The sequence below is a fragment of the Mycobacterium sp. genome (assembly GCF_049683935.1).
Taxonomy (GTDB): Bacteria; Actinomycetota; Actinomycetes; order Mycobacteriales; family Mycobacteriaceae; genus Mycobacterium.
Map to the genome: position 1 here is coordinate 1 of NZ_JBAUJR010000121.1, position 25161 is coordinate 25161.

Annotated in this window: 20 protein-coding genes, 1 tRNA gene and 1 pseudogene; 11 read left to right on the top strand and 11 right to left on the bottom strand. The window is 66.4% G+C overall.

Annotated elements, in window-relative coordinates; all coding sequences use genetic code 11:
• Nucleotides 1–674: phosphoribosyltransferase (locus tag WA965_RS07335; protein WP_526294135.1), on the bottom strand; the 674-nt coding region annotated here is incomplete at its 3' end.
• A gap of 125 nt (nt 675–799) precedes the next feature.
• On the opposite strand from WA965_RS07335, the gene WA965_RS07340 reads away from it, so the two are divergent.
• The gene (locus WA965_RS07340) at nt 800–2149 is read left to right on the top strand and encodes a TIGR01777 family oxidoreductase (protein ID WP_526294134.1); all 1350 of its coding nucleotides are present in this window, start codon (nt 800–802) and stop codon (nt 2147–2149) included.
• On the opposite strand, the gene WA965_RS07345 is transcribed toward WA965_RS07340, so the two are convergent.
• Nucleotides 2131–2862 (bottom strand): type 1 glutamine amidotransferase, encoded by a 732-nt coding sequence (locus tag WA965_RS07345; protein WP_526294133.1) that lies wholly within the window; start codon nt 2860–2862, stop codon nt 2131–2133. The genes WA965_RS07340 and WA965_RS07345 overlap by 19 nt on opposite strands.
• Complete coding sequence (locus WA965_RS07350) at nt 2862–4094, bottom strand: serine hydrolase domain-containing protein (RefSeq protein WP_526294132.1); 1233 nt, start codon at nt 4092–4094, stop codon at nt 2862–2864. The genes WA965_RS07345 and WA965_RS07350 overlap by 1 nt, the downstream gene beginning before the upstream one ends.
• Before the next feature lie 62 nt (nt 4095–4156).
• Here WA965_RS07350 and WA965_RS07355 point away from each other — a divergent pair, with 62 nt between their 5' ends.
• A complete protein-coding gene (locus tag WA965_RS07355; RefSeq protein ID WP_526294131.1) occupies nt 4157–4552 on the top strand; it encodes a DUF2784 family protein in 396 nt (131 codons plus the stop codon).
• Here WA965_RS07355 and WA965_RS07360 read toward each other — a convergent pair.
• Complete coding sequence (locus tag WA965_RS07360; protein WP_526294130.1) at nt 4506–5735, bottom strand: cytochrome P450; 1230 nt, start codon at nt 5733–5735, stop codon at nt 4506–4508. The two genes, WA965_RS07355 and WA965_RS07360, sit on opposite strands and share 47 nt — an antisense overlap.
• A 229-nt stretch (nt 5736–5964) precedes the next feature.
• On the opposite strand from WA965_RS07360, the gene WA965_RS07365 reads away from it, so the two are divergent.
• Nucleotides 5965–7248 carry a DUF222 domain-containing protein gene (locus WA965_RS07365; RefSeq protein ID WP_526447288.1) on the top strand — a complete coding sequence of 428 codons (1284 nt, stop codon included), beginning with the start codon at nt 5965–5967 and terminating at the stop codon, nt 7246–7248.
• A 14-nt stretch (nt 7249–7262) separates the two neighbouring features.
• Here WA965_RS07365 and WA965_RS07370 read toward each other — a convergent pair whose 3' ends face one another.
• Both WA965_RS07370 and WA965_RS07375 read right to left on the bottom strand, forming a co-directional pair.
• Nucleotides 7263–7922, bottom strand: a complete 660-nt coding sequence (locus WA965_RS07370; protein ID WP_526295695.1) for a response regulator — start codon at nt 7920–7922, stop codon at nt 7263–7265.
• Nucleotides 7915–9592, bottom strand: a pseudogene (locus WA965_RS07375) (sensor histidine kinase). Before WA965_RS07375 ends, WA965_RS07370 begins: the two are co-directional and overlap by 8 nt.
• Nucleotides 9593–9715: 123 nt before the next feature.
• Between WA965_RS07375 and WA965_RS07380 the strand changes: the two are divergent.
• The 4 genes from WA965_RS07380 (at nt 9716) to WA965_RS07395 (ending at nt 13192) form a co-directional block, all read left to right on the top strand.
• Nucleotides 9716–10663: a Bug family tripartite tricarboxylate transporter substrate binding protein gene (locus WA965_RS07380; RefSeq protein WP_526295697.1), complete on the top strand. Its 948-nt coding sequence runs from the start codon at nt 9716–9718 to the stop codon at nt 10661–10663.
• Nucleotides 10660–11196, top strand: coding sequence for a tripartite tricarboxylate transporter TctB family protein (locus WA965_RS07385; protein WP_526295699.1), 537 nt, complete (start codon nt 10660–10662; stop codon nt 11194–11196). The genes WA965_RS07380 and WA965_RS07385 overlap by 4 nt, the downstream gene beginning before the upstream one ends.
• Nucleotides 11197–12738 (top strand): tripartite tricarboxylate transporter permease, encoded by a 1542-nt coding sequence (locus tag WA965_RS07390; protein ID WP_526295701.1) that lies wholly within the window; start codon nt 11197–11199, stop codon nt 12736–12738.
• A 61-nt stretch (nt 12739–12799) separates the two neighbouring features.
• Nucleotides 12800–13192 (top strand): universal stress protein, encoded by a 393-nt coding sequence (locus WA965_RS07395; RefSeq protein WP_526295703.1) that lies wholly within the window; start codon nt 12800–12802, stop codon nt 13190–13192.
• On the opposite strand, the gene nirD is transcribed toward WA965_RS07395, so the two are convergent.
• From nirD to WA965_RS07410, 3 genes are all read right to left on the bottom strand, one after another.
• Nucleotides 13173–13487, bottom strand: coding sequence for a nitrite reductase small subunit NirD (gene nirD / locus WA965_RS07400; RefSeq protein ID WP_526295705.1), 315 nt, complete (start codon nt 13485–13487; stop codon nt 13173–13175). The genes WA965_RS07395 and nirD overlap by 20 nt on opposite strands.
• A 91-nt stretch (nt 13488–13578) precedes the next feature.
• Nucleotides 13579–16053, bottom strand: coding sequence for a nitrite reductase large subunit NirB (gene nirB, locus WA965_RS07405; RefSeq protein ID WP_526295707.1), 2475 nt, complete (start codon nt 16051–16053; stop codon nt 13579–13581).
• Nucleotides 16053–16406 (bottom strand): molybdopterin oxidoreductase, encoded by a 354-nt coding sequence (locus tag WA965_RS07410; RefSeq protein WP_526295709.1) that lies wholly within the window; start codon nt 16404–16406, stop codon nt 16053–16055. The genes nirB and WA965_RS07410 overlap by 1 nt, the downstream gene beginning before the upstream one ends.
• A gap of 276 nt (nt 16407–16682) precedes the next feature.
• Here WA965_RS07410 and WA965_RS07415 point away from each other — a divergent pair, with 276 nt between their 5' ends.
• Both WA965_RS07415 and WA965_RS07420 read left to right on the top strand, forming a co-directional pair.
• Nucleotides 16683–18089 (top strand): NarK family nitrate/nitrite MFS transporter, encoded by a 1407-nt coding sequence (locus WA965_RS07415; protein ID WP_526295711.1) that lies wholly within the window; start codon nt 16683–16685, stop codon nt 18087–18089.
• Nucleotides 18090–18106: 17 nt separating this feature from the next.
• Nucleotides 18107–22108, top strand: a complete 4002-nt coding sequence (locus tag WA965_RS07420; RefSeq protein ID WP_526295713.1) for a bifunctional nitrate reductase/sulfite reductase flavoprotein subunit alpha — start codon at nt 18107–18109, stop codon at nt 22106–22108.
• A 10-nt stretch (nt 22109–22118) separates the two neighbouring features.
• On the opposite strand, the gene WA965_RS07425 is transcribed toward WA965_RS07420, so the two are convergent.
• Nucleotides 22119–22204, bottom strand: a tRNA-Leu gene (locus tag WA965_RS07425).
• An 81-nt stretch (nt 22205–22285) separates the two neighbouring features.
• On the opposite strand from WA965_RS07425, the gene WA965_RS07430 reads away from it, so the two are divergent.
• Entirely contained in the window at nt 22286–23620 is a 1335-nt protein-coding gene (locus tag WA965_RS07430; RefSeq protein WP_526295715.1) for a M20/M25/M40 family metallo-hydrolase, read from the top strand.
• A gap of 45 nt (nt 23621–23665) precedes the next feature.
• Nucleotides 23666–24202 carry a YbhB/YbcL family Raf kinase inhibitor-like protein gene (locus WA965_RS07435; protein WP_526295717.1) on the top strand — a complete coding sequence of 179 codons (537 nt, stop codon included), beginning with the start codon at nt 23666–23668 and terminating at the stop codon, nt 24200–24202.
• Here the strand turns inward: WA965_RS07435 and WA965_RS07440 are convergent.
• Nucleotides 24199–25161, bottom strand: a 963-nt coding sequence (locus tag WA965_RS07440) for a quinone-dependent dihydroorotate dehydrogenase (protein WP_526447290.1), incomplete at its 5' end; no start/stop codon positions are given. The two genes, WA965_RS07435 and WA965_RS07440, sit on opposite strands and share 4 nt — an antisense overlap.

Genomic DNA, 25161 nt, shown 5'->3' on the forward strand with positions numbered 1-25161 from the left:
CACCTGTCCGTGGTGGCGCGATCGACGGTCGGCGTGGCCAGCAAGTCGCGCACCTCGTCGTCGCTGACCTGGTGGAAATCCTCGTACACCTGACCCACCGCCCGGAAGTCGCGCGGCGTCGTCGAACACACCACGGCATCGGCGTCGGCGCGCAGCCGTCGGCACACCGATGCGGGCCCCACCGGCACCGCGACCACGATGTGAGCCGGGCCGGTGCTGCGCACCGACCGGACCGCTGCGGTCATGCTGGCTCCGGTCGCGATTCCGTCGTCGACCAGGATCACCGTGCGTCCGGCCAGCAGCAGCGCACCCCGGCCGGCGCGATACACCTGTTCGCGGCGGTGTAGCTCGGTGGTCTCGCGGGTGATGGTGGCGTGGATCTGTTCGTCGCTGATGTCCAGACTTGCCAGCAGGTCGTCGTTGAGGACCACGCCGCCCCCGGTGGCCACCGCTCCCATCGCAAGTTCCGGCCACTGCGGAACGCCGAGCTTGCGCACCAGGCACACGTCCAGCGGAGCCTGCAGGAACGACGCGACCTCCCAGCCGACCGGCACGCCGCCACGGGCCAGGCCCAGCACCTGGAGATCGTCACGCCCGCGGTAGTGGGCAAGCTTGTCCGCCAGGAACCTGCCTGCCTCGCGGCGGTCTCGAAACGTTCGTCGGGTGGCACTCATAACTCAGTCTTCGTCCGGTGATCACAGTCTCGTCCGTCGAGGTGATACCCGGGGTGCATCCGGGCAATCTCCTGTCAGCACGGCGACGAATGACTACCAACGACGGAAGAGCAGGGGCTGCTTGCATGGGCATCGCGTACGAAAGTGTCATCGACCATCCGCGCGACCAGGTGTGGGAATGGCACACCCGGCCCGGGGCGATGCGTCGGCTGGTGCCGCCCTGGCAGCCCATGACCGTGGTGGAGGAGGCGGACTCACTGGCCGACGGGGTCGCGGTCCTCGGCCTACCTGCCGGGTTGCGGTGGATTGCCCGGCACGACCCGTCGGCGTACATCGCGGGTAGCCGCTTCGCCGACGAGTTGGCGTCGAGTGGTCCCGCGTCCTGGCCGCCCCGGGTCATCGGTGGCTGGCGACACACGCACACCTTCAGTGACGACGGCGCGGGCACCCGGATCTGCGACGAGGTCGAGACCGTCGTTCCGGCTGCCGGTCTGAAGGCGACCTTCGTCTACCGGCAGCGCCAACTCGTCGACGATCTGGCCGCCCACCGTGAAGCTCGCGAGGCGAGCAGCACGCCGATGGTGATCGCCATGACCGGTGCTTCCGGCTTGGTCGGGTCCGCGCTGAGCGCGTTTCTGACCACGGGCGGTCACCGGGTGATCAAGCTGGTCCGGCAGTCTGCGCACGGCGACGACGAACGGCTGTGGAATCCGCAGGATCCGGCGAAGGGTCTGCTCGACGGCGTCGACGCCGTGGTGCACCTGGCCGGAGCGTCGATAGCGGGCCGCTTCACCGACGGGCACCGTGCCGCGATCAGGGACAGCCGGATCGAACCGACGCGGCTCCTCGCGGAGGCGGCCGCGACCGCCGAGGACGGGCCGCGCACGTTCGTCAGCGCGTCAGCGGTCGGTTTCTACGGGTTCGACCGCGGGGACACCCAACTGACCGAGGACAGCACCCGCGGCGACGGGTTTCTCGCCGACGTGGTCGCAGACTGGGAGGCGGCGACGACGCCCGCCGCCGACGCCGGGCTCAGGGTGGTGAAGGTGCGGACCGGGATCGTGCAGGCCGCCGCGGGTGGAACGCTCCGTCTGCTGCGCCCGCTGTTCGCGGCGGGCCTCGGGGGCCGCGTGGGTAGCGGCAAGCAGTGGCTGTCCTGGATCGGTCTGGACGACATGCTCGACGTCTACTATCGGGCGCTCTACGACGAGCGCCTCAGCGGGCCGGTCAACGCGGTCGGACCCGACCCCGTGCGCAACTCCGAATACACCCGTGAACTGGCCCGGGTGCTGCATCGGCCGGCGATCCTGCCCGTCCCGTCGATCGGGCCACGGGTGCTGCTGGGGGAGCAGGGCGCCCGTGAGCTCGCCGAGGCGAGTCAGCGGGTCGTGCCGTCCAAGTTGTCGGCGCTCGGCCACCGCTTCCGGCATCCGGACGTCGGCGACGCCCTGTCCCATCAACTGGGTCGAGGCTGACTGTTCACATAGGTCAGGAAGCCACGCACCAGCGCACGGATCCGCACCCCGGCGTCGTCGGCGAGTTCAGCTGTGCGGGTGAGCACTTCGTCGTGGGTCAGGCCGGCGGCGGCGACATCACCGTGATGATCAGCGGCCAGCCAGACCGCCAGTAGCTCGGTGTCGACCTCCGGGTGGAACTGCAATGCCATCGCCCGCCCGAGCACAAACGCCTGCGACGCGTGCGCGGTCCTGGCGATCTCCGTCGACCCGGGCGGCAGCGTCCACCGGTCGAAATGCCACTGGAACCACGGTCCGCCGGGCACGAGGTCAGGCCGGTCGCTGGCCACGTCGTACCAGCCGATCTCCGGGTGCGGCGAGCGTGCCACCGTGCCGCCGAAGGTCTGCGCCAGCAACTGGCCGCCGAAACACACTCCGAGCAATGCCGTGCCGCCGTCGGCCGCATCGCGCATCATCTGCATCTCGTCACCGACCCAGGTGCTGCGCAGTGCTTCGTTGTACACCGGCCAGGTCGCGCCGAGCGGGACGATCACGTCGTATCCGGTCGGGTCGGGGAACTCGACGTGTCCGGCCGGATCGTTGATCCGTTCGGCGGGGACCACCTCGAACGTCTCGACGTCAAAACCCTCCTCGGCGAACGCCTCACCGAGCAGTGCCTCGGTTGCCATGTGCTCATTGCGCAGAAACAGAACCTTGGGTGCCACGGGGACCATTATCTGGGCGGCGGCATCGGCGGTGCATCGTCGGGGGCCAACGCGGCACCGATCGTGCGGAACAGCGTCTCGGCTCCGTTGGAATAGTTGCCCTGCTCGTCGAACGCCGCGGGGGCGAACGTGGTGGCGACGGCGATGGCGATCTTCTGGGTGGGCAGGTAGGCCTCGACAGCTGCATATCCGGCGAACATCGGGTTCTGCAGCAGCCAGTTGCCGGAGATGACGACCCCGAGCCCGTAGGTGTAGCCCTCGGTCATCTCCATGCAGGTGGCGCAGCCGGACTGGGCGCGCGTCTTGCCCCGCAATTCGGTCGACACCATCTGTGCATAGGACTCCGGGCGCAGGAGCTTGCCGGTGCCGATCCCCACGGCGGTCGCTTCGAGGTCATAGATGTTCGAGGTCTGAACCGCCCCGTGGGTGATGGTCCAGGACGGATTCCAGAACGTCGACTCTTCGTAGAACGGTGTCGTTGGTGGGATTCCGAGTGCCTGGCGGCGTTCCGAGGTGAATGCGTGCAATGCCGGCGCCGGGATCGCCGCGGTCTGCGATGCCGCCGTGTTCGTCAGACCTAATGGGCGAAGGATCCTGTCGGACAGCAGATCCGAGATCTGTTCGCCGGTGGCCTTCTCGAGCGCCAGTCCCAGCAAGATGTAGTTGGTGTGCGAATAGTTCCAGTTGGTGCCCGGTTCGTAGAGCAAGGGCTCGGAGGTCGCGTAGCCGAGGAGGTCGTCGGTGGTCCATGCGCGGAACGGATCGGCGAACAGCGCGTCGTTCATCGCGGTGTTGCCGATCACGTAATCGACATATCCAGAAGTCATCTGGGCGAGTTGCCGCAGCGTCACCCGATCGGCGTGCGGCACCTCGGGCAACCACGTCGACAGCGTGTCGTCGAGGCTCACCGTCTCGTCCTCGGCCAGGATGAGCAGCAGGGTAGCCACGTAGGAAATGGCGACCGCGCCGTTGCGGAAGTGCATCGTCGGGGAGGCGGGCACCCCGGTCATCGACTCGCCGACGGCTGCGGTGACCACTTCCCGGCCGTCGACCGTGACCCGGACGATGACCGCCTTGAGGTGGTCCCGCGTCATCGCGTCCCGCACGATGCGCATGACCCTGTCCGCCTGCGCCGAGTCCGTGCCAAAGGCGGACCCGTCGCTGCTGATCGGCGCCGGTGCACAGGCAGTGAGCAATGCAAATGTGCAGACCGCTGCGGTGAGACGACGCAAGGTGGGCATGCCCGGATCCTGGCAGACCGCGCGCGCCCCGGCAGCTGAACGCAGTTACCATGGCAGAAGGCATGGATTCGTTTGGCGCACTTCCCTACACGATCGTGGTGGTCCTCACGGTCGCGCTGCACTCGGTGTTCCTCTGCTATCTGGTCGTCGGAGGTTTCGTGGCGTGGCGCTGGCCGGCCACCATCGGGTGGCACATCGCCGCCGTGGTGTGGGGTGCGGCGAGCCTCACCGTCGGCCTGCCGTGTCCGTTGACAGATCTCGAGCGCTACGCCCGAGCAGGCGCCGGGCTGGGGGAGTTGCCGCCGGCGGGCTTCATCGACCACTACCTCACCGGAGTGCTCTATCCGGCCGAGTGGGCGACAGCGATCCAGGTGCTCGCCTTCGTGGCGGTCGTGGTGTCCTGGGTCGGCCTCAGTATCCGCAGTCGAAGGCGATCGGCAGCGCTGCCGGTCCGCTGATGCCGGTGATCGGCTTCCACCGTGCCGGACCGCTGCGCCGGATCGACGGCATACGGCGGGACATGAGGGTCAGCGCCTCGGTGAGCTCGATACGCGCGAGGTGCGAGCCGAGGCAGTAGTGGACTCCGCCGCCGAAAGTGAGCATTGCGGGTGCATCCGCGCGGGTGATGTCGAATCGGTCGGGGTTGGGGTAGACCTCCGGATCGCGGTTGGCCGCCGCGGTGTTGGCGATCACCAGGGTGCCCGCAGGCACCGTGTATCCGGCGAGCTCGACGTCGTCGACGGCGACTCGCAGCGTGCTGAAGATGACCGGCGCGTACCTCATCGCTTCTTCGACGGCCTGAGGTGCGAGTTCAGGGTGTTCGGCCAGCAGTGCCCACTGGTCCGGGTGATCGCAGAACACCTCCACCGCGGCTGCCAACTGGTTGCGCGTGGTGTCGGTTCCGGCCATCAGCAATGTTGCGGCGAGCGTCAGGAGTTCCTGGTGGCTCAGCCGATCGCCGTCGATCTCGGCGCGCATCATGTCCGACAGCAGGTCGTCGGTGAGCCCATCGCGGCGGCTCGCGACCATGGCGTCGAGATGGGATTCCAGTGCCCGCCAGGCCCGCACGATGTCGGGTCCGTCCTCGACGACGTTCCAGTCGAACACCTTGAAGATGTCGTCGGCCCACTCGGAGAACAGGTTCCAGTCTTCCCGTCGGGTGCCGAGAAGCTCGCAGATGATCGGGATCGGATATTGCCTGGTGATGTCGGAGACGACATCACACCGGCCGTTCTCGGTTACCCGGTAGGTCAGGTCGGCGATGATATCGGCGCACGTGTTGCGCAGGCGGCCGGCGGCTCTCGGCGTGAATGCCTTGGCGACGAGTTTGCGCTGGCGGTGGTGCGTCGGCCCGTCGAGGCTGAGCAGTCCGGAGACGACGATGTCCCACAGTTCCCCGGAGGTGATGCCCTGAGCGGGGAGCGCACCGCCAACGGGCATCAGAAATCTGTCGTCGCGCAGCACGGTTCGGACGAGTTCGTAGCTCAGGACCTCGGGGCCGTGCGGTCCGATGGCGATCGGTCCCTGGTGTCGGGCCGCGCCGATCAGGCGGTGCGCTTCGTCGGCGCTTTCAGCGTGTTCGTAGGCAATGGTCGGAAGGTCGGCGTCGAAGACGGTCCCCCGGATCTGGTCGACAGACATGTTGTCTCCCCTTGCAGTGGGCGGTGCCGTTGACGACGAGCCTGGCCCGAGTGCCGGGCAGTACCTGCAGTGGTCGGCTACTGGTCTTTCGGTCGGCCGCTACTTATTTCAGGGGCGTCCTTGTCGTCAGTCGGAGCGTGTGTCATCACCGGCGGCGAACGAGCAAGACCATCTTCACCCGAACCCGTTTAACAGCATCAATGTCAGAGGGGTGGGCTAGCGTGGGTTCATGTTCGAAAATTTGTTCGACGTCGATCCCGGGGCGGGTGAGGCGCAGCTGCGGGCGCAGGTCGAGCACTTCGAGCAAGTGAAATCGGCGGCCGCGGCCGCCCAAGCGCGAGCGACTGCGTTGTGGGCCGAAAAGCGCCGCGCCGCGGAGCAGGCGGCCGGGGTACCGAAGACCAAGCGGGGTAAGGGGTTGGCCTCGGAGGTGGCACTGGCGCGCCATGAAGCTCCGGTCAAGGGTAATCAGCATCTGGGTTTCGCGAATGCGCTGGTCCATGAGATGCCGCACACGTTGGCGGCGTTGGAGGCCGGGGTGCTCTCGGAGTGGCGGGCCACGCTGATCGTGCGCGAATCGGCCTGCCTGTCGGTGGAACATCGCCGCGAGTTGGACAACGAGTTGTGCGCGGATATGTCGCGGCTAATCGGGTGGGGCAACAACCGGGTCGAAGCCGAGGCCAAGAAGATCGCGCTGCGTCTGGACGCGGCGGCGGTGGTCGAGCGCGCCGCCAAGGCGGCCGGGGATCGGTGTGTGACGATCCGCCCGGCGCCCGACACCATGACCTGGGTGTCTGCGTTGCTGCCGGTGGCGCAGGGGGTGGCGGTGTATGCCGCGCTGAAGCGGCAGGCCGACGTCACATTCGACGGGCGGTCGCGGGGACAGGTGATGGCCGACACCGTCTATGAGCGGGTCACCGGACGCTCGGCGGCCACGCCGGTGCCGGTGGCGTTGAACATGGTGATGGCCGATTCCACGCTGGCCGGTGACGATGAGGAACCGGCGTGGCTCGATGGGTACGGGCCGATCCCGGCGGGGTTCGCGCGCACACTGACCGGTGACGCGGTGGCCGACAAGGACACCAAAGCGACGCTGCGGCGGCTCTACCGTCATCCGCGCTCGGGGCAGTTGGTGGCGATGGAATCACGATCCCGGATCTTCCCGAAAGGGTTGGCCGCGTTCATCGGGATCCGCGATCAGAGATGCCGCACGCCGTACTGTGATGCCCCGATCCGCCACCACGACCACGCCACCCCGGTCCGAGTGGGCGGTGAGACCAGCGCATGCAACGGACTCGGGGGCTGTGCGGCCTGCAACTACACCAAAGAAGCCCCCGGCTGGACAGTCACCACCGAACAGCGTGAAGGCGAGCACGTTGCGCAGTTCAGCACCCCGACCGGAGCGACATATCAGTCCACCGCCCCACCACTACCCGGACCACCCACCCGACGACGGCTGAGCCTCCTTGAAGGCCGACTCAGCATCGACCTCATCACCTTCGACGCCGCCTAGTTATCGCGGCACACCTAGTGCGCGATTCTGTAGCGGCGCTCGGGTCGGCCGATTCCGTACTGCAGCCGCAACTCGACCGTCCCGGTGCTGAGGAAGTGCTCGAGGTAGCGGCGTGCGCTGACACGCGAAATGCCCACCAGGTCAGCGCATTCGGCAGCCGATACCTCTCCGGCGTTGCGAACCGCGGCGATCACGAGTTCACCGGTCTCCGCACCGAGGCCTTTGGGAAGCAGCTTCGACACCGACGGGCCACCGAACAGCGAGTCGATCAACGACTGGTCGGCACCACCCGATGTCTCCAAGGCGTCCGCCCGCGTCGCGAAAGCCTGTAGCTTGGCCTGCAACTGGGGAAACTCGAAGGGCTTGATCAGGTAGTCGGCCGCGCCACCGTCGAGTGCCCCGCTCACAGTGTCCAGCTCCCGCGCTGCGGTGATCATGATGACACCCACACGGTCTCCGGTAGATCGCAAGCGCTGCAACACATCCAGGCCTGCCATATCGGGAAGGTAGACATCCAGCAGAATCAACTGGGGCTGCAGTTCCCGCGCCGCGGTCAGCGCTTCGGCGCCGGTGCGCGCTACACCGATGGTCCGGAATCCATCAACGTGGTCGACGAAGCGGCGGTGGATCTCGGCGACCATGAAGTCGTCGTCCACAACGAGGACGTCACGCATGGCTGTTCACCGACGGAGTGAGTCGGACCAGGAACAGCGCGCCACCTTCAGGGGCATCACAAACGTCGACGGTTCCGCCATGCTGGGCGGTGACCAGACGAACCAGAGCCAGCCCAATTCCCCGACCGCCCGGGACATCCGGCTTGGAGGTGACACCGCGGGCGAAGATCGACTCGCGCAGATGCTCCGGGACACCCGGTCCCGAATCGAGCACCGAGATCGCCAGCCCGTCGAGATCGTCGATCGCCACCGAGACGCGCGCATCCGGGGAACCCACCGACACCTCCACCGCATTGTCGATGAGGTTGCCCAACAACGTGATCACGTCGGTGGCCAACGCAGGGTCAAGCGGCGTGAGATGCGAGGTCGGATCCAGCGTCAGCGCCACTCCGCTCTCGGCAGCCAGCGACGTTTTCGCGATCAACAGCGCAGCCACCGCGGGATCGGAGATCCGTTGTGTCACGGCGTCACTGATCTCCGCACGCCGACGTGTCAAGGTGCCCACCAGATCACGGACCGCATCATACTCACCGAGCTGAACCAGCCCCGATATCGTGTGCAACTGGTTGGCGAACTCGTGTGTCTGCGCCCGCAGGGTGTCGGTCACGCTCTTGTGTGACGACAACTGCCCTTGCAGCGCGGCGAGTTCGGTACTGTCCCGCATCGTCGTCACGGTGCCGATCCGCTGGCCCTGGCTCGTGGCCGCCCGCCTGCTCAATGCCAGCACCTTCGTCCGTGTCGCGATCACCGTGTCCTGGGCGGGCCCGCCACCGCGACCGTCCTCGTCCGACACAAGGAACGACACCACAGCCGGGTCGATGCCGGCGGTGTTGACCGGGTGGCCGACCGCCTCGCCGGTCACGCCGAGAAGTTCCTGCGCGCTGTCGTTGAGCACGGTGATGTCACCGTCGTTGCTCACCCCGATCACGCCTTCGCGGATGCTGTGCAACAGCGCCTCCCGGTGATCGGCGAGACTCGCGATCTCGGTCACCTCCAACCCCCGGGTGTGCCTTTTGATCCGCCGCGACAGCAGCCACGACGCCACCAGGCCCAGCGCCGCACCCAGTCCCAGGTAGACGAGCAGTCGTTCACCGGCCCCGCCGAGCAGGGTCCAGGCGGACGGGTAGCCCTCGCTGACCGACGCGATGGCGAGCACGTCGCCGTCGCTCGAGAGGACCGGCACCTGGCCGACCAGACTGTGGATTCCGTCGATGTCGGCATCGCCGAACCACGCTCGGCCTTCGTCGGCCCGGCTCGGCCCCAGATCCATCTGCGCGCCGACACGCGCCGACACGCGTCGGCACCGACGAGGCCCGCACGGTTCCGTCGGGCCCGAGTAATTCGGCGAGGGTGGCTCCCGAGAGCGCGACCGCGCGGTCCACGTCGGCGGCGAGCGTTCGCGCCGCGAACGGATCGGCGTAGCGGTCCCGCACGATCGGCGTGGAGGCCATGTTCTCGGCAACCGCGATCATGCGCTGTCCGCGGACCTGGCGGAACTCGCTGGTGGATTGGGCGACCGAGACCGCGGCGACGGCGATGAGAACGACCGCGACAACCATCAGCTGGAATACCAGGAACTGCCCGGCCAAGCTGCGTCCCCGCAGCAGCCCCACGACTGCGCTTCGCGCCGACGAGATGTTCTTAATGTCCACTACTTCCTTTGCGTCCATATCAGTGACCTGAGTCACTGCGTGGGTCCAGTATTGCCGAGCATCACAAATAAGCGATTGGGGACGACATTGGGGACGACATTGTTCGCAACAGGCCGACGCCGCGTGTCCGCAGGCGTGATCATGGCCATCATCGCCGCGCTGTGCCTTTCTGGCTGTGGGGTGACCCGCGGTGAGGAGACCGGACTTCACCGGCTTCGAATGATGGTGCCGAACAGTCCGGGCGGTGGCTATGACCTCACGGCCCGTACGGCGGTCAAGATCATGGAAGACCAGGACATCACCGGGCGCGTCGAAGTCTTCAACGTGATCGGGGCCGGCGGCACCGTCGCCATGGCCCGGTTGATGAACGAACGCGGCAACGGCGACCTGATGATGATGATGGGCCTCGGCGTCGTCGGAGCCGTCTTCACCAATGGGTCGAGCGCGCGCGCCTCGGACGCCACCGCGCTGGCGAAGATCGTCGAGGAGCAGGAAGGCATCCTGGTTCCGGCCGACTCGCCGTTCCAGACCGTTCAGGACTTTGTCGACGCATGGAAGGCCGACCCGACGAAGGTGACGATCGGTGGGGGTTCGAGCCCCGGCGGCCCCGACCATCTGTTTCCGATGGAGACAGCCAAGGTCGTCGACGTGGACCCCACCAAGGTCAACTTCGTCTCCTATGACGGTGGCGGCGACCTGCTGACTGCGTTGCTGGGCAACAAGATCGCGGCAGGCACCTCAGGGCTCGGCGAATACGTCGACCAGATCGAGTCGGGTCAGGTGCGGGTGCTCGCGGTCTCCGGCGAAGAGCGGGTCGAAGGCATCGACGCGCCGACTCTCACCGAGGCCGGTATCGATCTCACGTTCACCAACTGGCGGGGAGTCCTTGCACCGCCCGGCATTTCGGACGAGGACCGACAGGCAATGGTGGCGATCCTGGAAGAACTGCACGCCACAGACGCATGGAAGGAGGCGCTGGTGAAGAACGGTTGGAGTGACGCCTTCATGACCGGCCAGGCATTCGAGGATTTCCTCACCGAGCAGGATGAGCGCGTCGAGACGACGCTGACCGATCTGGGGCTGGTATGAGCACCGACACGAACGACGCCCAGATCGAGAAGGCGGCCGCCGCCCACGTACGGCCCGACTACGCGCAGTACATCGTCTGCGCGGTGATGGTCGCGGTGGGCGCATTCCTCGTCTACGACGGGCTGTCGATGCCCGGGGGTTACGCCGAAGTGGATCCCGTTGGGCCGCGCTTCTTTCCGATCACCATCGGTATCGGCCTGCTCGCCATGGCGGTCGTCCTGGCGATCGCGATCCCGCGCGGATACAAGGGCGAGGCGGACGCGGGCGAGGACATCGATCCCGATATGCCGAGTGATTGGCGCACGGTCGGACTGCTCGTCGGGCTGTTCGTTGCGCTCATCGTGCTCGTACAACCGCTGGGTTGGGTGATCGCCAGCGCGCTCTTCTTCGCCGGCTGCGCCACCGTGCTGGGCAGCAACCATTACGTGCGCAACATCGCGATCGGCACGGTGCTGGCGATCGCCAGCTTCTATGCGTTTTACTCTGGGCTCGGAATCCCGCTGCCCGCAGGCATCTTGGATGGGATTCTGTAAATGGAGAACTTCGACTGGCTCATGCAGGGGTTCGCCGAGGCGGCCACCCCGATGAACCTGCTCTACGCGGTGATCGGCGTTCTGCTGGGTACCGCCGTCGGCGTGCTACCCGGCATCGGCCCGGCCATGACGGTGGCGCTGCTGCTGCCGATCACCTACAACGTCAGCCCCAGTGCGGCGTTCATCATGTTCGCCGGCATCTTCTACGGCGGGATGTACGGCGGCTCGACCACCTCGATCCTGCTCAACACACCGGGTGAATCATCGTCGGTGATCACCGCCCTCGAGGGCAACAAGATGGCGAAGGCTGGGCGAGCCGCCCAAGCGCTGGCCACGGCGGCGATCGGGTCATTCGTCGCCGGGGCTATCGGCACCGCGCTACTGGCGGCTTTTGCGCCCGCGGTATCCCGATTCGCTGTCACGCTGGGTGCACCGTCATACCTCGCGATCATGTTGTTCGCGCTCGTCGCGGTGACCGCGGTGCTGGGCTCTTCGAAGATGCGCGGCGTGATCTCCCTGCTGCTCGGACTCGCGATCGGCGTCGTCGGGATCGACTCGCTGACCGGTCAACCGCGCGCCACGTTCGGCATGCCTTTGCTGTCCGACGGGATCGACATCGTGGTGATCGCGGTGGCCGTCTTCGCACTCGGTGAGGCGTTGTGGGTGGCCGCACATCTGCGGCGACGACCGGCCGAAGTCATCCCGGTCGGCCGGCCCTGGATGGGCAAAGAGGACTGGAAACGTTCCTGGAAGCCCTGGCTGCGGGGCACCGCCTACGGTTTCCCGTTCGGTGCGTTGCCGGCCGGCGGTGCGGAGCTCCCGACGTTCCTGAGCTACATCACCGAGAAGAAGCTGACGAAGCATCCCGAGGAGTTCGGCAAGGGCGCCATCGAGGGCGTCGCGGGACCGGAGGCTGCCAACAATGCCTCGGCGGCAGGCACTTTGGTGCCGATGCTGTCGCTGGGGCTGCCCACCAACGCGACCGCGGCGGTGATGCTGACAGCCTTCGTGTCCTACGGCATCCAGCCGGGCCCGACGCTGTTCGACAAGGAACCGCTGCTGATCTGGACGTTGATCGCGAGCCTGTTCATCGGCAACTTCCTGCTGCTGGCCTTGAACCTGCCGTTGGCGCCACTGTGGGCCAAGCTGCTCCGAACCCCGCGTCCGTACCTGTATGCAGGGATCCTGTTCTTCGCGACACTCGGCGCCTTCGCGGTGAACCTGCAGCCGCTGGATCTGGTGCTGCTATTGATCTTCGGGTTGATGGGCCTGATGATGCGCCGCTTCGGCCTTCCGGTGCTGCCGTTGATCATCGGCGTCATTCTCGGCCCGCGCGTCGAACGGCAGTTGCGGCAGAGCCTGCAGCTCGGTGGCGGTGACTGGATGTCGCTGTTCAGGGAGCCGGTGGCCATCGGCACCTACATCATCATGGCGCTGCTTCTGTTGGCTCCGCTGGTCCTGAAGTTGATGAATCGCAGTGAGGAGAGTCTGTTGATCGTCGAGGACGACAAAGACCAGAAGCAGAAGGCAGGCCGGGCGTGATCACCGACGACGGCTTGCCGGAGGAGCAGATGACCGACGACGGCTTGCCGGAGGAGAAATAATGATCGTCGTCGGTTACACCGCAGACAAGTACGGCCACGCCGCACTCGAACACGGCATCGCCGAGGCCAAGCTGCGCGACACCAACCTGTTCGTCATCAACGCCACATCAGGTGAGTCGTATGTCGACTCACGGTTCGCCGGGGGAGCCGAGGTGCACGATGTCGAAGCCCGGCTGGCCGAATGCGGGGTGCAGTTCGAGCTCGTCCAGCCAGTGGGCGTCGACGCCGTCGACGAACTGTTGGCCGCGATGGCGCGTGACAGTGCGCAGCTGCTGGTCGTCGGCATCCGGCACCGCAGCCCGGTCGGGAAGTTGCTGCTCGGCAGCGTGGCGCAGAAGTTGATCCTGGAGTGCCCCAAGCCCGTCCTGGCGGTCAAACCCGACGAGGACTGACGTGGATGGTGCCGTCCACCACCTCAACCGGATAACTGCGCACCGACATCGCAGCCCCGGAAACTTCACTGCCCGTGCACATGTCGAAGGTATGTCCGTGCAACGGGCAGACGATCACCCGGTCGTCGGCCAAACCGTCGGCCAGCGGCCCGCCCTTGTGCGGACACACGGCGTCGATGGCCCGCAGCGATCCGTCGCGCAGCCGGAAGACCGCGATCTGGTTGTCGCCTATGGCGAAGGTCCGGCCCTCTCCGACCGGAATCTCGTCCAGGTGCCCGACCTCGACGCCGCTCATCTGCACTCCCTCAGGTGTTGAGACTGCGCCCACGGCGGTGTTTTCACCACAATCACCGCCGTGGGTGCAGTCTCAACGAAAGACACCCCGCTCATCGCACCGGCACCAGGGGGAGCGGCAGCAACGGCAGCGACGGCCGAAACTGTCCTTCCGACGCCGGTTCCCGGCCGTCCTGCCATGGATCGCGGTAGGCGTCCACCGACTTCTGCATCCGCTCGTCCAGGCCCGCTGCCAGGCCGTCGGAGTCGTCGACCAGGACGGCGCGCAGGTGCTCGATGCCCACCCGGGGGACGAACTTGTAGGTGCGTTCCAGCCAGTTGGCGCTCTCGCGGTAGTACTGCATGAAACGCCCCGCCAGTGTGATCACCGTCTGGGCGTCCTCGACGGTGGCGAGTAGGTCGCCCTTGCGGACATGGGCGCCGGCCGCACCCCCGACGTAGATCTCCCAGCGGCCGCCGTCCACCGCGACCACCCCGAGATCCTTGCAGAGCGCCTCGGCGCAGTTGCGGGGGCAGCCGGTGACGGCCAGTTTCAGCTTCGCTGGGCTGGCCAGTCCCTGGTAGCGCTCCTCGATCGCGATGCCCAGCGCGGTCGAGTCGCCGACGCCGTAGCGGCAGAAATCGCTACCCACACAGGTTTTGACGGTCCGGAAACTCTTGCCGTAGGCGTATCCCGACGGCATGTCGAGATCCGCCCACACCTTCGGCAGATCCTCCTTGCGAACACCGAGCAGGTCGATGCGCTGGCCGCCCGTCAGCTTGATCATGGGGATCTCGTACTTCTCCGCGACGTCGGCGATCTTGCGCAACTGTGCGACGTCGGTGACCCCGCCTTTCATCTGTGGCACCACCGAGAACGTGCCGTCTCGCTGGATGTTGGCGTGCACGCGGTCGTTGATGAACCGGGCGTCACGTTCGTCGACGAACTCGTCGGCCCACATCGTCTCGAGCAGCGATGCCAGCGCCATCTTGGAACCCGCGTCCTCCTTGCCGTCCGGTGCGAGGGCCGCGAACACCGAGGACACCGAATGCAACCCGAGTTCGCGGATGTGGTGCATCAAGGTCGGCTTGTCGTAGGGGACCGCGGGCACGTACCACGACGCCGACGGATCCTCGGTGACCGCTCCGCCGGCCGCCCACTCGACAACCTGACAGACCAGTTCCTTGCAGGAGCCGCAGCCCTTTCCGGCTTTGGTCTTCGCCATCACGCCGGACACCGACGACTCGCCGTCGCGCACGCAGGTCACCAGCGCGCCTTTGGATACGCCGTTGCAGTTGCAGACCTGCGCATCGTCGGCGAGTTCGGCCACGCCGACACCGACCTCGGGTGTGCCGATGTCGAACATCAGCGCAACCCGCTCATCGGGCAGCGGCAGGCCGCTGTCGAATGCCTGGGTCAGGAACGACACCTTGGATACGTCTCCGACCAGGGTGGCGCCCACCAACTTTCCGTCGCGGATCACCACGGTCTTGTACACGCCGTGTTTCGGTTCGGAGTACTGGACGAACTCGTCGTCGGGATGTTCGGGGCCCTTGATGCCCATCGAGGCGACATCGACGCCCGCGACCTTCAGCTTCGTGGCGACCCGGGAACCGTGATAGGCCGCGCCCCGGTCGGCTCCGGTCAGGTGATCGGCCAGCACCTTGGCCTGTTCCCACAGCGGTGCCACCAAGCCGTAGACCTGGCCGCGGTGCTGGGCACACTCGCCCACGACGTAGATGTCGTCGTCGTCGATCGAGCGCATGTGGTCGTCGGTGACGATGGCTCGTTCGACGGTCAGCCCGGCTCGTTGCGCCAGGCCGACGTTGGGCCGGATGCCGGTGGCGATGACCAGCATGTCGCAGTCCAGCAGTGTGCCATCGGAGAAGGTGATGCCGGTGAGTCGACCGTCGCTGACGGTCACCTCGGTTGTGCGCTTCTCGGTGTGCACCCCGATTCCCAACGATTCCAACGACTTGCGCAGGATCGAGCCCGCCGGATCGTCGAGTTGAGCGTTCATCAAGGTCGGACCCGCGTGCACGACGTCGACGGTGAGTCCCCGACTCTGCAGTCCCCGCGCCGCTTCGAGACCCAGGAGGCCGCCACCGATGACGACGGCCTTGGTGCGGTTTCCGGCTTCGGCGATCATCGTCGAGGTGTCGTCGAGGGTCCGGAAACCGAAGACACCGTCGGCCAGGGTCTTGTTGTCGGCCCAGAGTCCGGCCATCGGCGGGAAGAACGAACGACTTCCGGTGGCGAGGATCAGCTTGTCGTAACGCAGCGAGGTCCCGTCGTCGGCGTGCACCAGATGCGCGTAGGTGTCGATGCGTACGACGCGGACCCCGGCGCGGAGGTCGATGTTGTTGTCGGAGTACCAGTCCAGCGTGTTCAGATAGATCTCTGCCGGATCATCCAGTCCGGCAAGCACGTTCGATAACAGGATGCGGTTGTAGTTGCCATACGGTTCGTCACCGAACACCGTGATCTGGAAGTTCTCGACGCTGACTCCGCTCGCCTGCCTTGCGACGACCTCCTCGATGGCGCGGATTCCGGCCATCCCGTTGCCGACCACCACCAGGCGTTGCATCAGACCTCCACGAGTCCCAGGTCGATGACCACGGTGCCCCGCACCCCGTCGGGTGCCGCGACGTAGAGTTCGAGCACGGTGTCGGCGAGCAGATCCTCGACCACCCGCAGCGCCACGTGGGTGGCCCCCTTGGCGGCGATGGGGAAGTAGCGCATCGGGATTCCGTCACGGAACAGCACCACGGTGACCATCTGCTTCGTGGAGTTGCCCCCGCGGAAGTAGACGGGCTGGGTGGTGGCGCCGGCGGGCACCACATAGCGCAGCGACTCGTCGAGCGGCAGCGGTTTGTCGTAGCCGCTGCCCTCGAAGTCGAACGCGCCTTGCAGGAACCGGGGACTACTTCCGTCGGACATGGCTCGAAGCTAGAAGCCGCGTGTTTCCAGTCGGTTTCGTCCGCAAGTCGCCCGTGCATCCCCCTGATCACCTGCCGGCGGTCTCACGGTGAGCTGACCTGCGGTGTGAGGTCGTGTTTTCCTTGCGGTCACCCACGTGCAACGGATGCGGAATGCCCAGGCAGTACACCTTGAGGGCAAGCCCGAAAGCACCGTCGCAGCTCGGGCCCGATGCGCCGGCACCGCGGCCGGCAACGGCATCGATCACCTCGGACTGAATCCACCACAGGAGTCATCATGACCGTTACGGACAGCGAGTCGACCGGGGCTGTCGCGTCGGCGGAACCGGGCGCGCCGGGACAGCATCGCGGCAAACACTGGATCGACGATTGGCGTCCGGAGGACCCCGAATTCTGGTCCAGCGTCGGCAAACCCGTTGCACGCCGAAATCTGATCTACTCCATCTTCGCCGAGCACATCGGATTCTCGGTGTGGCTGCTGTGGAGCATCGTGGTCGTACAGATGACGGCGGGCGCCGATGGATCCGCTGCCGCGTCGGGCTGGGCCTTGACGACGTCACAGGCGCTGTGGCTGGTTGCGGTGCCGAGCGGCGTGGGAGCGTTTCTGCGGCTTCCCTACACTTTTGCGGTCCCGGTGTTCGGGGGACGGAACTGGACCGTGATCTCGGCGCTGCTGCTGCTGATCCCGTGTCTCGGATTGGCCTGGGTGGTAGGCGATCCGACCACCCCGTTCTGGCTGCTGCTGCTCGTTGCCGGTACCGCAGGCTTCGGTGGCGGCAACTTCGCCTCGTCGATGGCCAACATCTCGTTCTTCTACCCGGAGAACGAGAAGGGTTGGGCACTCGGACTCAACGCCGCGGGAGGCAACATCGGTGTCGCGGTGGCGCAGAAAGTGATTCCCCTCGTCGTCACCATCGGGGCCGGAGTCACCCTGTCGCTCGCGGGGCTCTTCTACGTGCCGTTCGCGGTGGCCGCGGCTGTGTGCGCATTCCTGTTCATGAACAACCTGACCGAGGCCAAAGCCGACGTCAAACCGGTGTGGCAGTCACTGCGCCACCCCGACACCTGGGTGATGTCCCTGCTCTACATCGGCACCTTCGGCTCGTTCATCGGATACTCGGCTGCGTTTCCGACCCTGCTCAAAGCAGTGTTCGATCGTGGCGATATCGCGCTGACCTGGGCGTTTCTCGGCGCGCTGATCGGGTCGATCGCACGTCCGCTCGGCGGGAAGCTGTCGGATCGGCACGGCGGCGCGCGGATCACCGCGCTGAGCTTCATCATGCTGGCGGTCGGCGCTGCCGGAGCACTCTGGTCCGTGCAGGCCAAGAGCATGCCGGTGTTCTTCATCGCGTTCATGTTCCTGTTCATCGCCACCGGTATCGGCAACGGCTCCACCTATCGGATGATCTCGAAGATCTTCCGGGTCAAGGGCGAAGACGCCGGCGGCGATCCGTTGACCATGCTGCACATGCGGCGGCAGGCTGCCGGCGCACTGGGTGTCATCTCGTCGATCGGCGCGTTCGGCGGGTTCATCGTCCCGCTCGCATACGCCTGGGCGAAATCCCAGTTCGGCAACATCGAACCGGCCCTGCAGTTCTACGTCGGGTTCTTCCTCGTGCTGCTTGTCGTGACCTGGTACTTCTACCTTCGCAAAGGTAGCCGGATGGCGCAGGCCGGCGTCTGAAGGTCCGCAGCGAAGGCATGACGACACGCACCGCCTGTTCGTACTGCGGGGTCGGGTGCGGGATCTCCGTGGAGACCCGCACCGACCCCGCATCGGGCGTGCCGGTGATCGCGAAGGTGTCCGGGGACAAGCTGCACCCCACCAACTTCGGCAGACTCTGCACCAAGGGTGCCACCCATGCGGAGATGATGGCTGCGACCGATGGCCGGTTGACCACGGCGTTGCTGCGACCGGCCCGCGACGCCGACCCGGTGGCCGCCGATGTGGATGACGCGCTGGCTGAGGCGGGTCGCCGGTTGCGTGCGATCGTCGACGAGCACGGTCCCGACGCGGTGGCGCTGTACGTCTCGGGTCAGATGTCGATCGAGTCGCAGTATCTGGCCACCAAGCTGGCCAAGGGATTCCTGCGCACCGTGCACATCGAGTCGAACTCGCGGCTGTGTATGGCCAGCGCCGGTACCGGATTCAAGCAATCGCTGGGATCGGACGGGCCGCCGGGTTCCTACACCGACTTCGACTGCACGGACCTGTTCTTCGTGATCGGTTCCAACATGGCCGACTGCCATCCGATCCTGTTCCTGCGGATGGCCGACCGTCTCAAGGCCGGCGCCAAACTGATCGTCGTGGATCCGCGCCGGACCACCACCGCCGACAAGGCCGACCTGTTCCTGCAGATCCGTCCCGGCACCGATCTGGCGCTGCTGAACGGGATCCTGCATCTGCTGGTGGTCGACGGGGCCATCGACGCGGATTTCATCGCCGAGCACACCGAGGGTTGGGAGGTGATGCCGGACTTCCTGGTCGACTATCCGCCGGATCGGGTTGCCGAGATCACCGGTCTGGACGAGGCGGACATCCGCACCGCCGCAGCGATGATCGCTGAGGCAGGGGAGTGGATGACCTGCTGGACGATGGGCCTCAACCAGAGCGTCCACGGCACCTGGAACACCAACGCCATCTGCAATCTGCATCTGGCCACCGGTGCCATCTGTCGGCCCGGTAGCGGTCCGATGTCGCTGACGGGTCAGCCCAACGCCATGGGCGGCCGCGAAATGGGTTACATGGGGCCGGGTCTGCCCGGCCAACGCGCAGTGTTGTCCGCCGACGATCGCGCGTTCGTCGAAGAGCGGTGGGAACTGGAACCCGGCACCATCCGGAGCGACGTCGGTCCCGGCACCATCGAGATGTTCCGGCAACTCGGCAGCGGTCAGATCAAAGCCGTGTGGGTCATCTGCACTAATCCCATTGCCTCTGTGGCTAATCGGGAAACGGTCATCGAGGGGCTGTCGGCCGCGGAGCTCGTCATCACCCAGGATGCCTACATCGACACCGCGACCAATCGTTATGCCGACATCATGCTTCCGGCGACGCTGTGGGCAGAGGCCGACGCGGTGATGGTCAACTCCGATCGCAATCTCACCCTGATGCAGCAGTCGATCCCTCCTGCCGGAGATGCGCGACCGGACTGGGAGCTGATCTGCGGTGTGGCCAACCACCTCGGGTTCGGGGACGACTTCGGCTACAAATCCAGTGAGCAGATCTTCGACGAGATCCGCGGGTTCCACAATCCCGGCACCGGGTACGACCTGCGCGGTATCAGCTACGAGAGGCTGCGCGAAACCCCTGTGCAATGGCCATGCCCGCCTGAGGATCTGGCGGATCGCCACCCGGTCCGGTACCTCAACAACGGGATCTCGCAAGAGCTGTTCATCGACGCGGCCGGGCATCAGCCGCGACTGGCTTTTGCCACCCCGTCGCGGCGTGCGGTGTTCCATCCGCGCCCGCATATGGACGCCGCCGAGCTCCCCGACGACGACTACCCGATGATTCTCAATACCGGCCGGTTGCAGCACCAGTGGCACACCATGACCAAGACCGGAAAGGTGGCCAAGCTCAACAAGCTCAACAAAGCGCCGTCGGTGGAGATCCATCCCGACGACGCTGCCGCACTGGGTGTTTCCGATGGCCGTGAGATCGAGGTGACCTCACGACGCGGACGCGCGGTGTTGCCCGCTGTCGTCACCGACCGGGTCCTGCCGGGCAACACCTGGGTGCCGTTCCACTGGAACGACGAACACGGGGAGAACCTGACGATCAACGCCGTCACCAACGACGCCGTCGACCCGGTCTCGTTGCAGCCGGAGTTCAAGGTGTGTGCGGTGCGGCTCACCCCGGTTCCGGTGACCGCTGCGGCATCGATGCCTGCGGAGACACCCGCGCTGACCGAAAGCGAAAAGCTCTATCTGTCAGGGTTCTTCGCAGGTGTGGAAGAGGGTGTTCCCGGCGTGCCGGTGCTGCCCGTGGACGCACCGATCGGGGTGTCCGCCCGACTGTGGGTCGACGGATTGCTTGCGGGCAGGTTCTCTCGGCTCGGTATGGGCTCATCCGTCGCCGTCGACGCGGTTCGCACGGGACCGCTGGTGCTGTGGGCGTCGCAGACCGGAAACGCCGAGGAGTTCGCGGGCAGGCTGGGCGACCGCTTCCACGGTGCCCGGGTGGCGGCGATGGACGAGGTAGCGCTGTCCGATCTCGCCGCGGCGGGCGAGGTCGCCGTCGTCACCAGCACGTTCGGCGACGGCGGGCCACCGGACAACGGCGCCGACTTCTGGGAACGCCTGGAGTCACCGCAGGCGCCGTCACTGGCCGGCGTGCGATTCATGGTGCTCGGCATCGGCGATCGGTCCTATGACAACTTCTGTGGGCACGCCAAAGCGCTCGACTCCCGGTTGGCGGATCTGGGTGCCACCAGGGTCCTCGAGCGCGCTGAATGTGAAGCGTACGAGGACCAACCGCTGGCCCGATGGGCGGACTCGGTGGTCGAGGTGATCGCCGCACCGTCGGGCCGCCCCGGTACCACGACGGAGACCACGCCCGAGCCAGCCCCGGTCCCCGCGGCGTCTGCGCCATTCACCCGCGCGTACCCGGTGGCCGCGCCGTTGTGCCGCAACACCCGGCTGACCCCGGACGGAGCCGCCAAGGACGTGCGGCAGTTCGGGTTCGACATCAGCGGCCACGACGTCACCTACTCCGCGGGTGACTCACTGGGCGTCTACATCCGCAATTCGGATCTGGTGGTCGAGACATGGCTCACGGCAACCGGATTGACCGGCGACGAATCCGTTGTCGTCGACGGCGCCGCCATCTCGCTGCGGCACGCTCTGGCGTCGCACTACGACGTGTGCAAGGTGACATCGAACCTGGTCGGATTCGTCACCGAGCACTGCGCGGATCCCCAGGCCGCCAAGCGGCTTCGCAAGGATCGTGGTGAGCTCGACAAGTGGTTGTCCAACCGCAACGGACTCGACCTGGTCCGCGAATTCGCGGTCCGTGCAAACCCGGAACTCTGGCAGGAGGTGCTGGTGCGGCTGACGCCCCGGCAGTACTCGATCTCCTCGAGTCCTCTTGTCAGTCCTCACGAAGTCCAGTTGACGGTGTCGGTGGTGCGATACAGGGGTCCCGACGGCGGTCCGCGCGGCGGTGTCGCATCGACGTATCTCGCCGATCTGCCGGACTGCACCCCGGTGCCGGTGTTTCTTCAGCGCTCGCCCCACTTCGGCCCCCCGCAGGACTCCCAGACCCCGATGATCATGGTGGGGCCGGGCACCGGGATCGCGCCGTTCCGCGGCTTCCTCCAGGAACGCCGCGCACTCGGTCACTCCGGTCCCAACTGGTTGTTCTTCGGCGATCAGCACCGGGCACAGAACTTCTATTACCGCGACGATCTGATGGACATGGTTGATGACGGTTTCCTGAATCGTCTGGACCTCGCGTTCTCCCGTGATCAGGCACAGCGCGTCTACGTGCAGCACAAGATGCTCGACTACGGCGCCGATGTGTGGCGCTGGCTCGAGGACGGCGCGCACTTCTACGTCTGCGGAGACGCCGAGAGGATGGCGAAGGACGTCGACGACGCGCTGACCGAGATCATCCGGACGCACGGGGGCATGAGCGCGGACGCGGCCCGCGACCACAAGCGTGAACTCGTCGCCGCCAAGCGCTACGTGCGCGATGTGTACTGAGTCGAAATTGTGTCCGAGGGGGGACTTGAACCCCCACGCCCGTTAATAGGGCACTAGCACCTCAAGCTAGCGCGTCTGCCATTCCGCCACTCGGACCGGTTCGAAGGCAGCTTAGGTTATCGGATCAGCGGCCCCGGGCCAAAACCCGGACGACCCACGAGTGGTAGGAAAGGGACTGTGAGTGCTCCCCTGACCCCCAGCGATGAGGTCGTCGACCTGGTGAGCTCGCTCATCCGTTTCGACACCTCCAACACCGGTGACCTGGCCACCACCAAAGGTGAGGCCGACTGTGCCCGCTGGGTGGCCGAGCAACTCGAGGAAGTCGGACTGCAGACCGAGTACATCGAGGCCGGTGCGCCGGGCCGAGGGAATGTGTTCGCCCGACTCAAGGGCGCTGATCCGACACGCGGTGCGCTGATGTTGCACGGCCACCTCGACGTGGTGCCTGCCGAGGCCTCCGATTGGAGCGTGCACCCGTTCTCCGGCGCCGTCGAGAACGGCTATGTGTGGGGCCGCGGCGCGGTCGACATGAAGGACATGGTCGGCATGATCATCGCGGTCGCCCGCCATTTCATGCGGTCGGGAACCGTGCCGCCCCGCGATCTGGTTTTTGCGTTCGTCTCCGACGAGGAGGCCGGTGGCAACTACGGGTGCAAGTGGCTTGTCGAGAATCGGCCCGACCTGTTCGACGGCGTCACCGAGGCGGTCGGTGAGGTCGGCGGATTCTCACTGACGGTGCCGCGTCGTGAAGGCGGAGAGCGCCGCCTCTACCTCATCGAGACCGCCGAAAAGGGAATGCTGTGGATGCGGCTCACCGCTCGGGGACGCGCCGGCCACGGGTCGATGGTGCACGACGAGAATGCCGTCACCGCTGTCGCCGAAGCGGTGGCCCGACTGGGACGCCACCGGTTCCCGATCGTGCTGACCGAATCGGTCGAGCAGTTCCTGGCCGCGGTGACCGAAGAGACGGGATACACCTTCGATCCGGCCTCGCCCGACATCGACGGTGCGGTGGCCAAACTCGGGTCGATCGCCAAGATCGTGGGCGCGACGTTGCGCGACACCGCCAACCCGACGATGCTCAAGGCCGGATACAAGGCCAACGTCATCCCCGCAACAGCCGAGGCCGTCGTCGACTGCCGCGTGCTGCCGGGCCGGATGGCCGACTTCGAACGCGAGATCGACGAGATCATCGGCCCCGACGTGTCCCGCGAGTGGATCACTGAACTGCCCTCCTACGAGACTCCTTTCGACGGCGAGCTGCTCGAGGCGATGAACGCCGCGATCCTGTCCGCCGACCCCGAGGCTCGCACCGTGCCCTACATGCTGTCCGGGGGAACCGATGCAAAACATTTCGCCCGCTTGGGTATTCGCTGCTTCGGCTTCGCGCCGCTGAGGTTGCCGCCCGACCTGGATTTCGCCGCGTTGTTCCACGGCGTCGACGAGCGGGTACCCGTTGACGCGTTGACCTTCGGCGCGCAGGTTCTGGAGCATTTCCTACTGCACTGCTGAGTCCACCGCCCGACCATCAACCGACTCTGGAAAGGACTGGCTTCCATGGCCTTTGACTACAACCCCTACGATTTCCTCCCTGAGCTGCCCACGTTCACGGTGACCTCCGAATCGTTCACCGACGGCCAACCGTGGGGCAACGACCAGGTCAGCGGCATCATGGGGGCCGGCGGGTCGGACATCTCGCCGCAGCTGAGCTGGTCTGGCTTTCCCGAGGAGACCCGCAGTTTCGCCGTCACCGTCTTCGATCCGGATGCGCCGACGGCCTCGGGGTTCTGGCACTGGGCGGTGTTCAACCTGCCTGCAACGGTCACAGAACTGCCCGCCGGTGTCGGCGATGGCAGCAGCCAGGGCTTTCCCGGCGACGCAGTCACGTTGGCCAACGACGCAGGCCTGACGCGGTTCATCGGCGCGGCCCCGCCGGCCGGGCACGGCACACACCGCTACATCGTCGCCGTGCACGCCGTCGACGTCGAGAAGCTCGACGTGCCCGCCGAGGGCACCCCGGCATACCTCGGCTTCAACCTGTTCGGCCATGCCATCGCCCGCGCACTGATCACGGGCACCTACGAGCAGAACTAACGCTCCGCCGACCCGACAGCCTCACTGAGGCTGGTGAACCCGTTTTCGCGCAGGCGTTGGGCGAGACCGTCGTGAATCGTCTTGGCCCACAGCCCGCCGCCGTAGACGAAACCGGTGTAGCCCTGTAGCAACGAGGCGCCGCTGACGATGCGCTCCCATGCGTCGTCAGCGTTCTCGATGCCGCCGGCGCTGATCAGCACCAACCGGTCGCCCACCCGCCGGTAGAGCCGGCGGAGCACCTCCGCGGAGCGCCGGGCCACCGGAGGTCCAGAGATTCCGCCGGGACCCAGGTCCTCGACTCCCGGGGTCGCCAACCCGGCTCGGGACACGGTGGTGTTGGTCGCGACGATTCCGGCGAGGCCGAGTTCGACTGCGAGGTCGGCGATTTCGTCGATATCATGATCGGCGAGGTCGGGTGCGATCTTGACCAGAACCGGTGTGGACGTCTCGGCGAGCACTGCGCTCAGGATGGGGCGCAGCGATTCGACCGACTGCAGGTCACGCAGACCGGGGGTGTTCGGCGAGCTCACGTTCACCACCAGATACGCCGCCAGCGGTCCGAGGAGCCGGGCGCTCTCGGCGTAGTCCTCGGCCGCCGATTCGGCCGGCGTGACCTTCGTCTTGCCGATGTTGACGCCGATCGGCACGTCGGCGCTGCGGCGGGTGAGCTGCACCGCAAGGGCGCCGGCGCCATGGTTGTTGAATCCCATCCGGTTCAGCAACGCGCGGTCGGCCGGCAGCCGGAACATCCGCGGGGCCGGGTTGCCGGGCTGTGGCTTCGCGGTCACGGTTCCCATCTCCGCGTATCCGAACCCCAGCGCACCCCAGGTGTGCACGCCGAGCCCGTCCTTGTCGAAGCCGGCCGCCAGCCCCATCGGCCCCGGGAATCGCACCCCGAACACGGTGCTGGCAAGCGCCGGATCGGCCGGGCTCAACCGGCGTCGCAGCCGGCGCCGCAC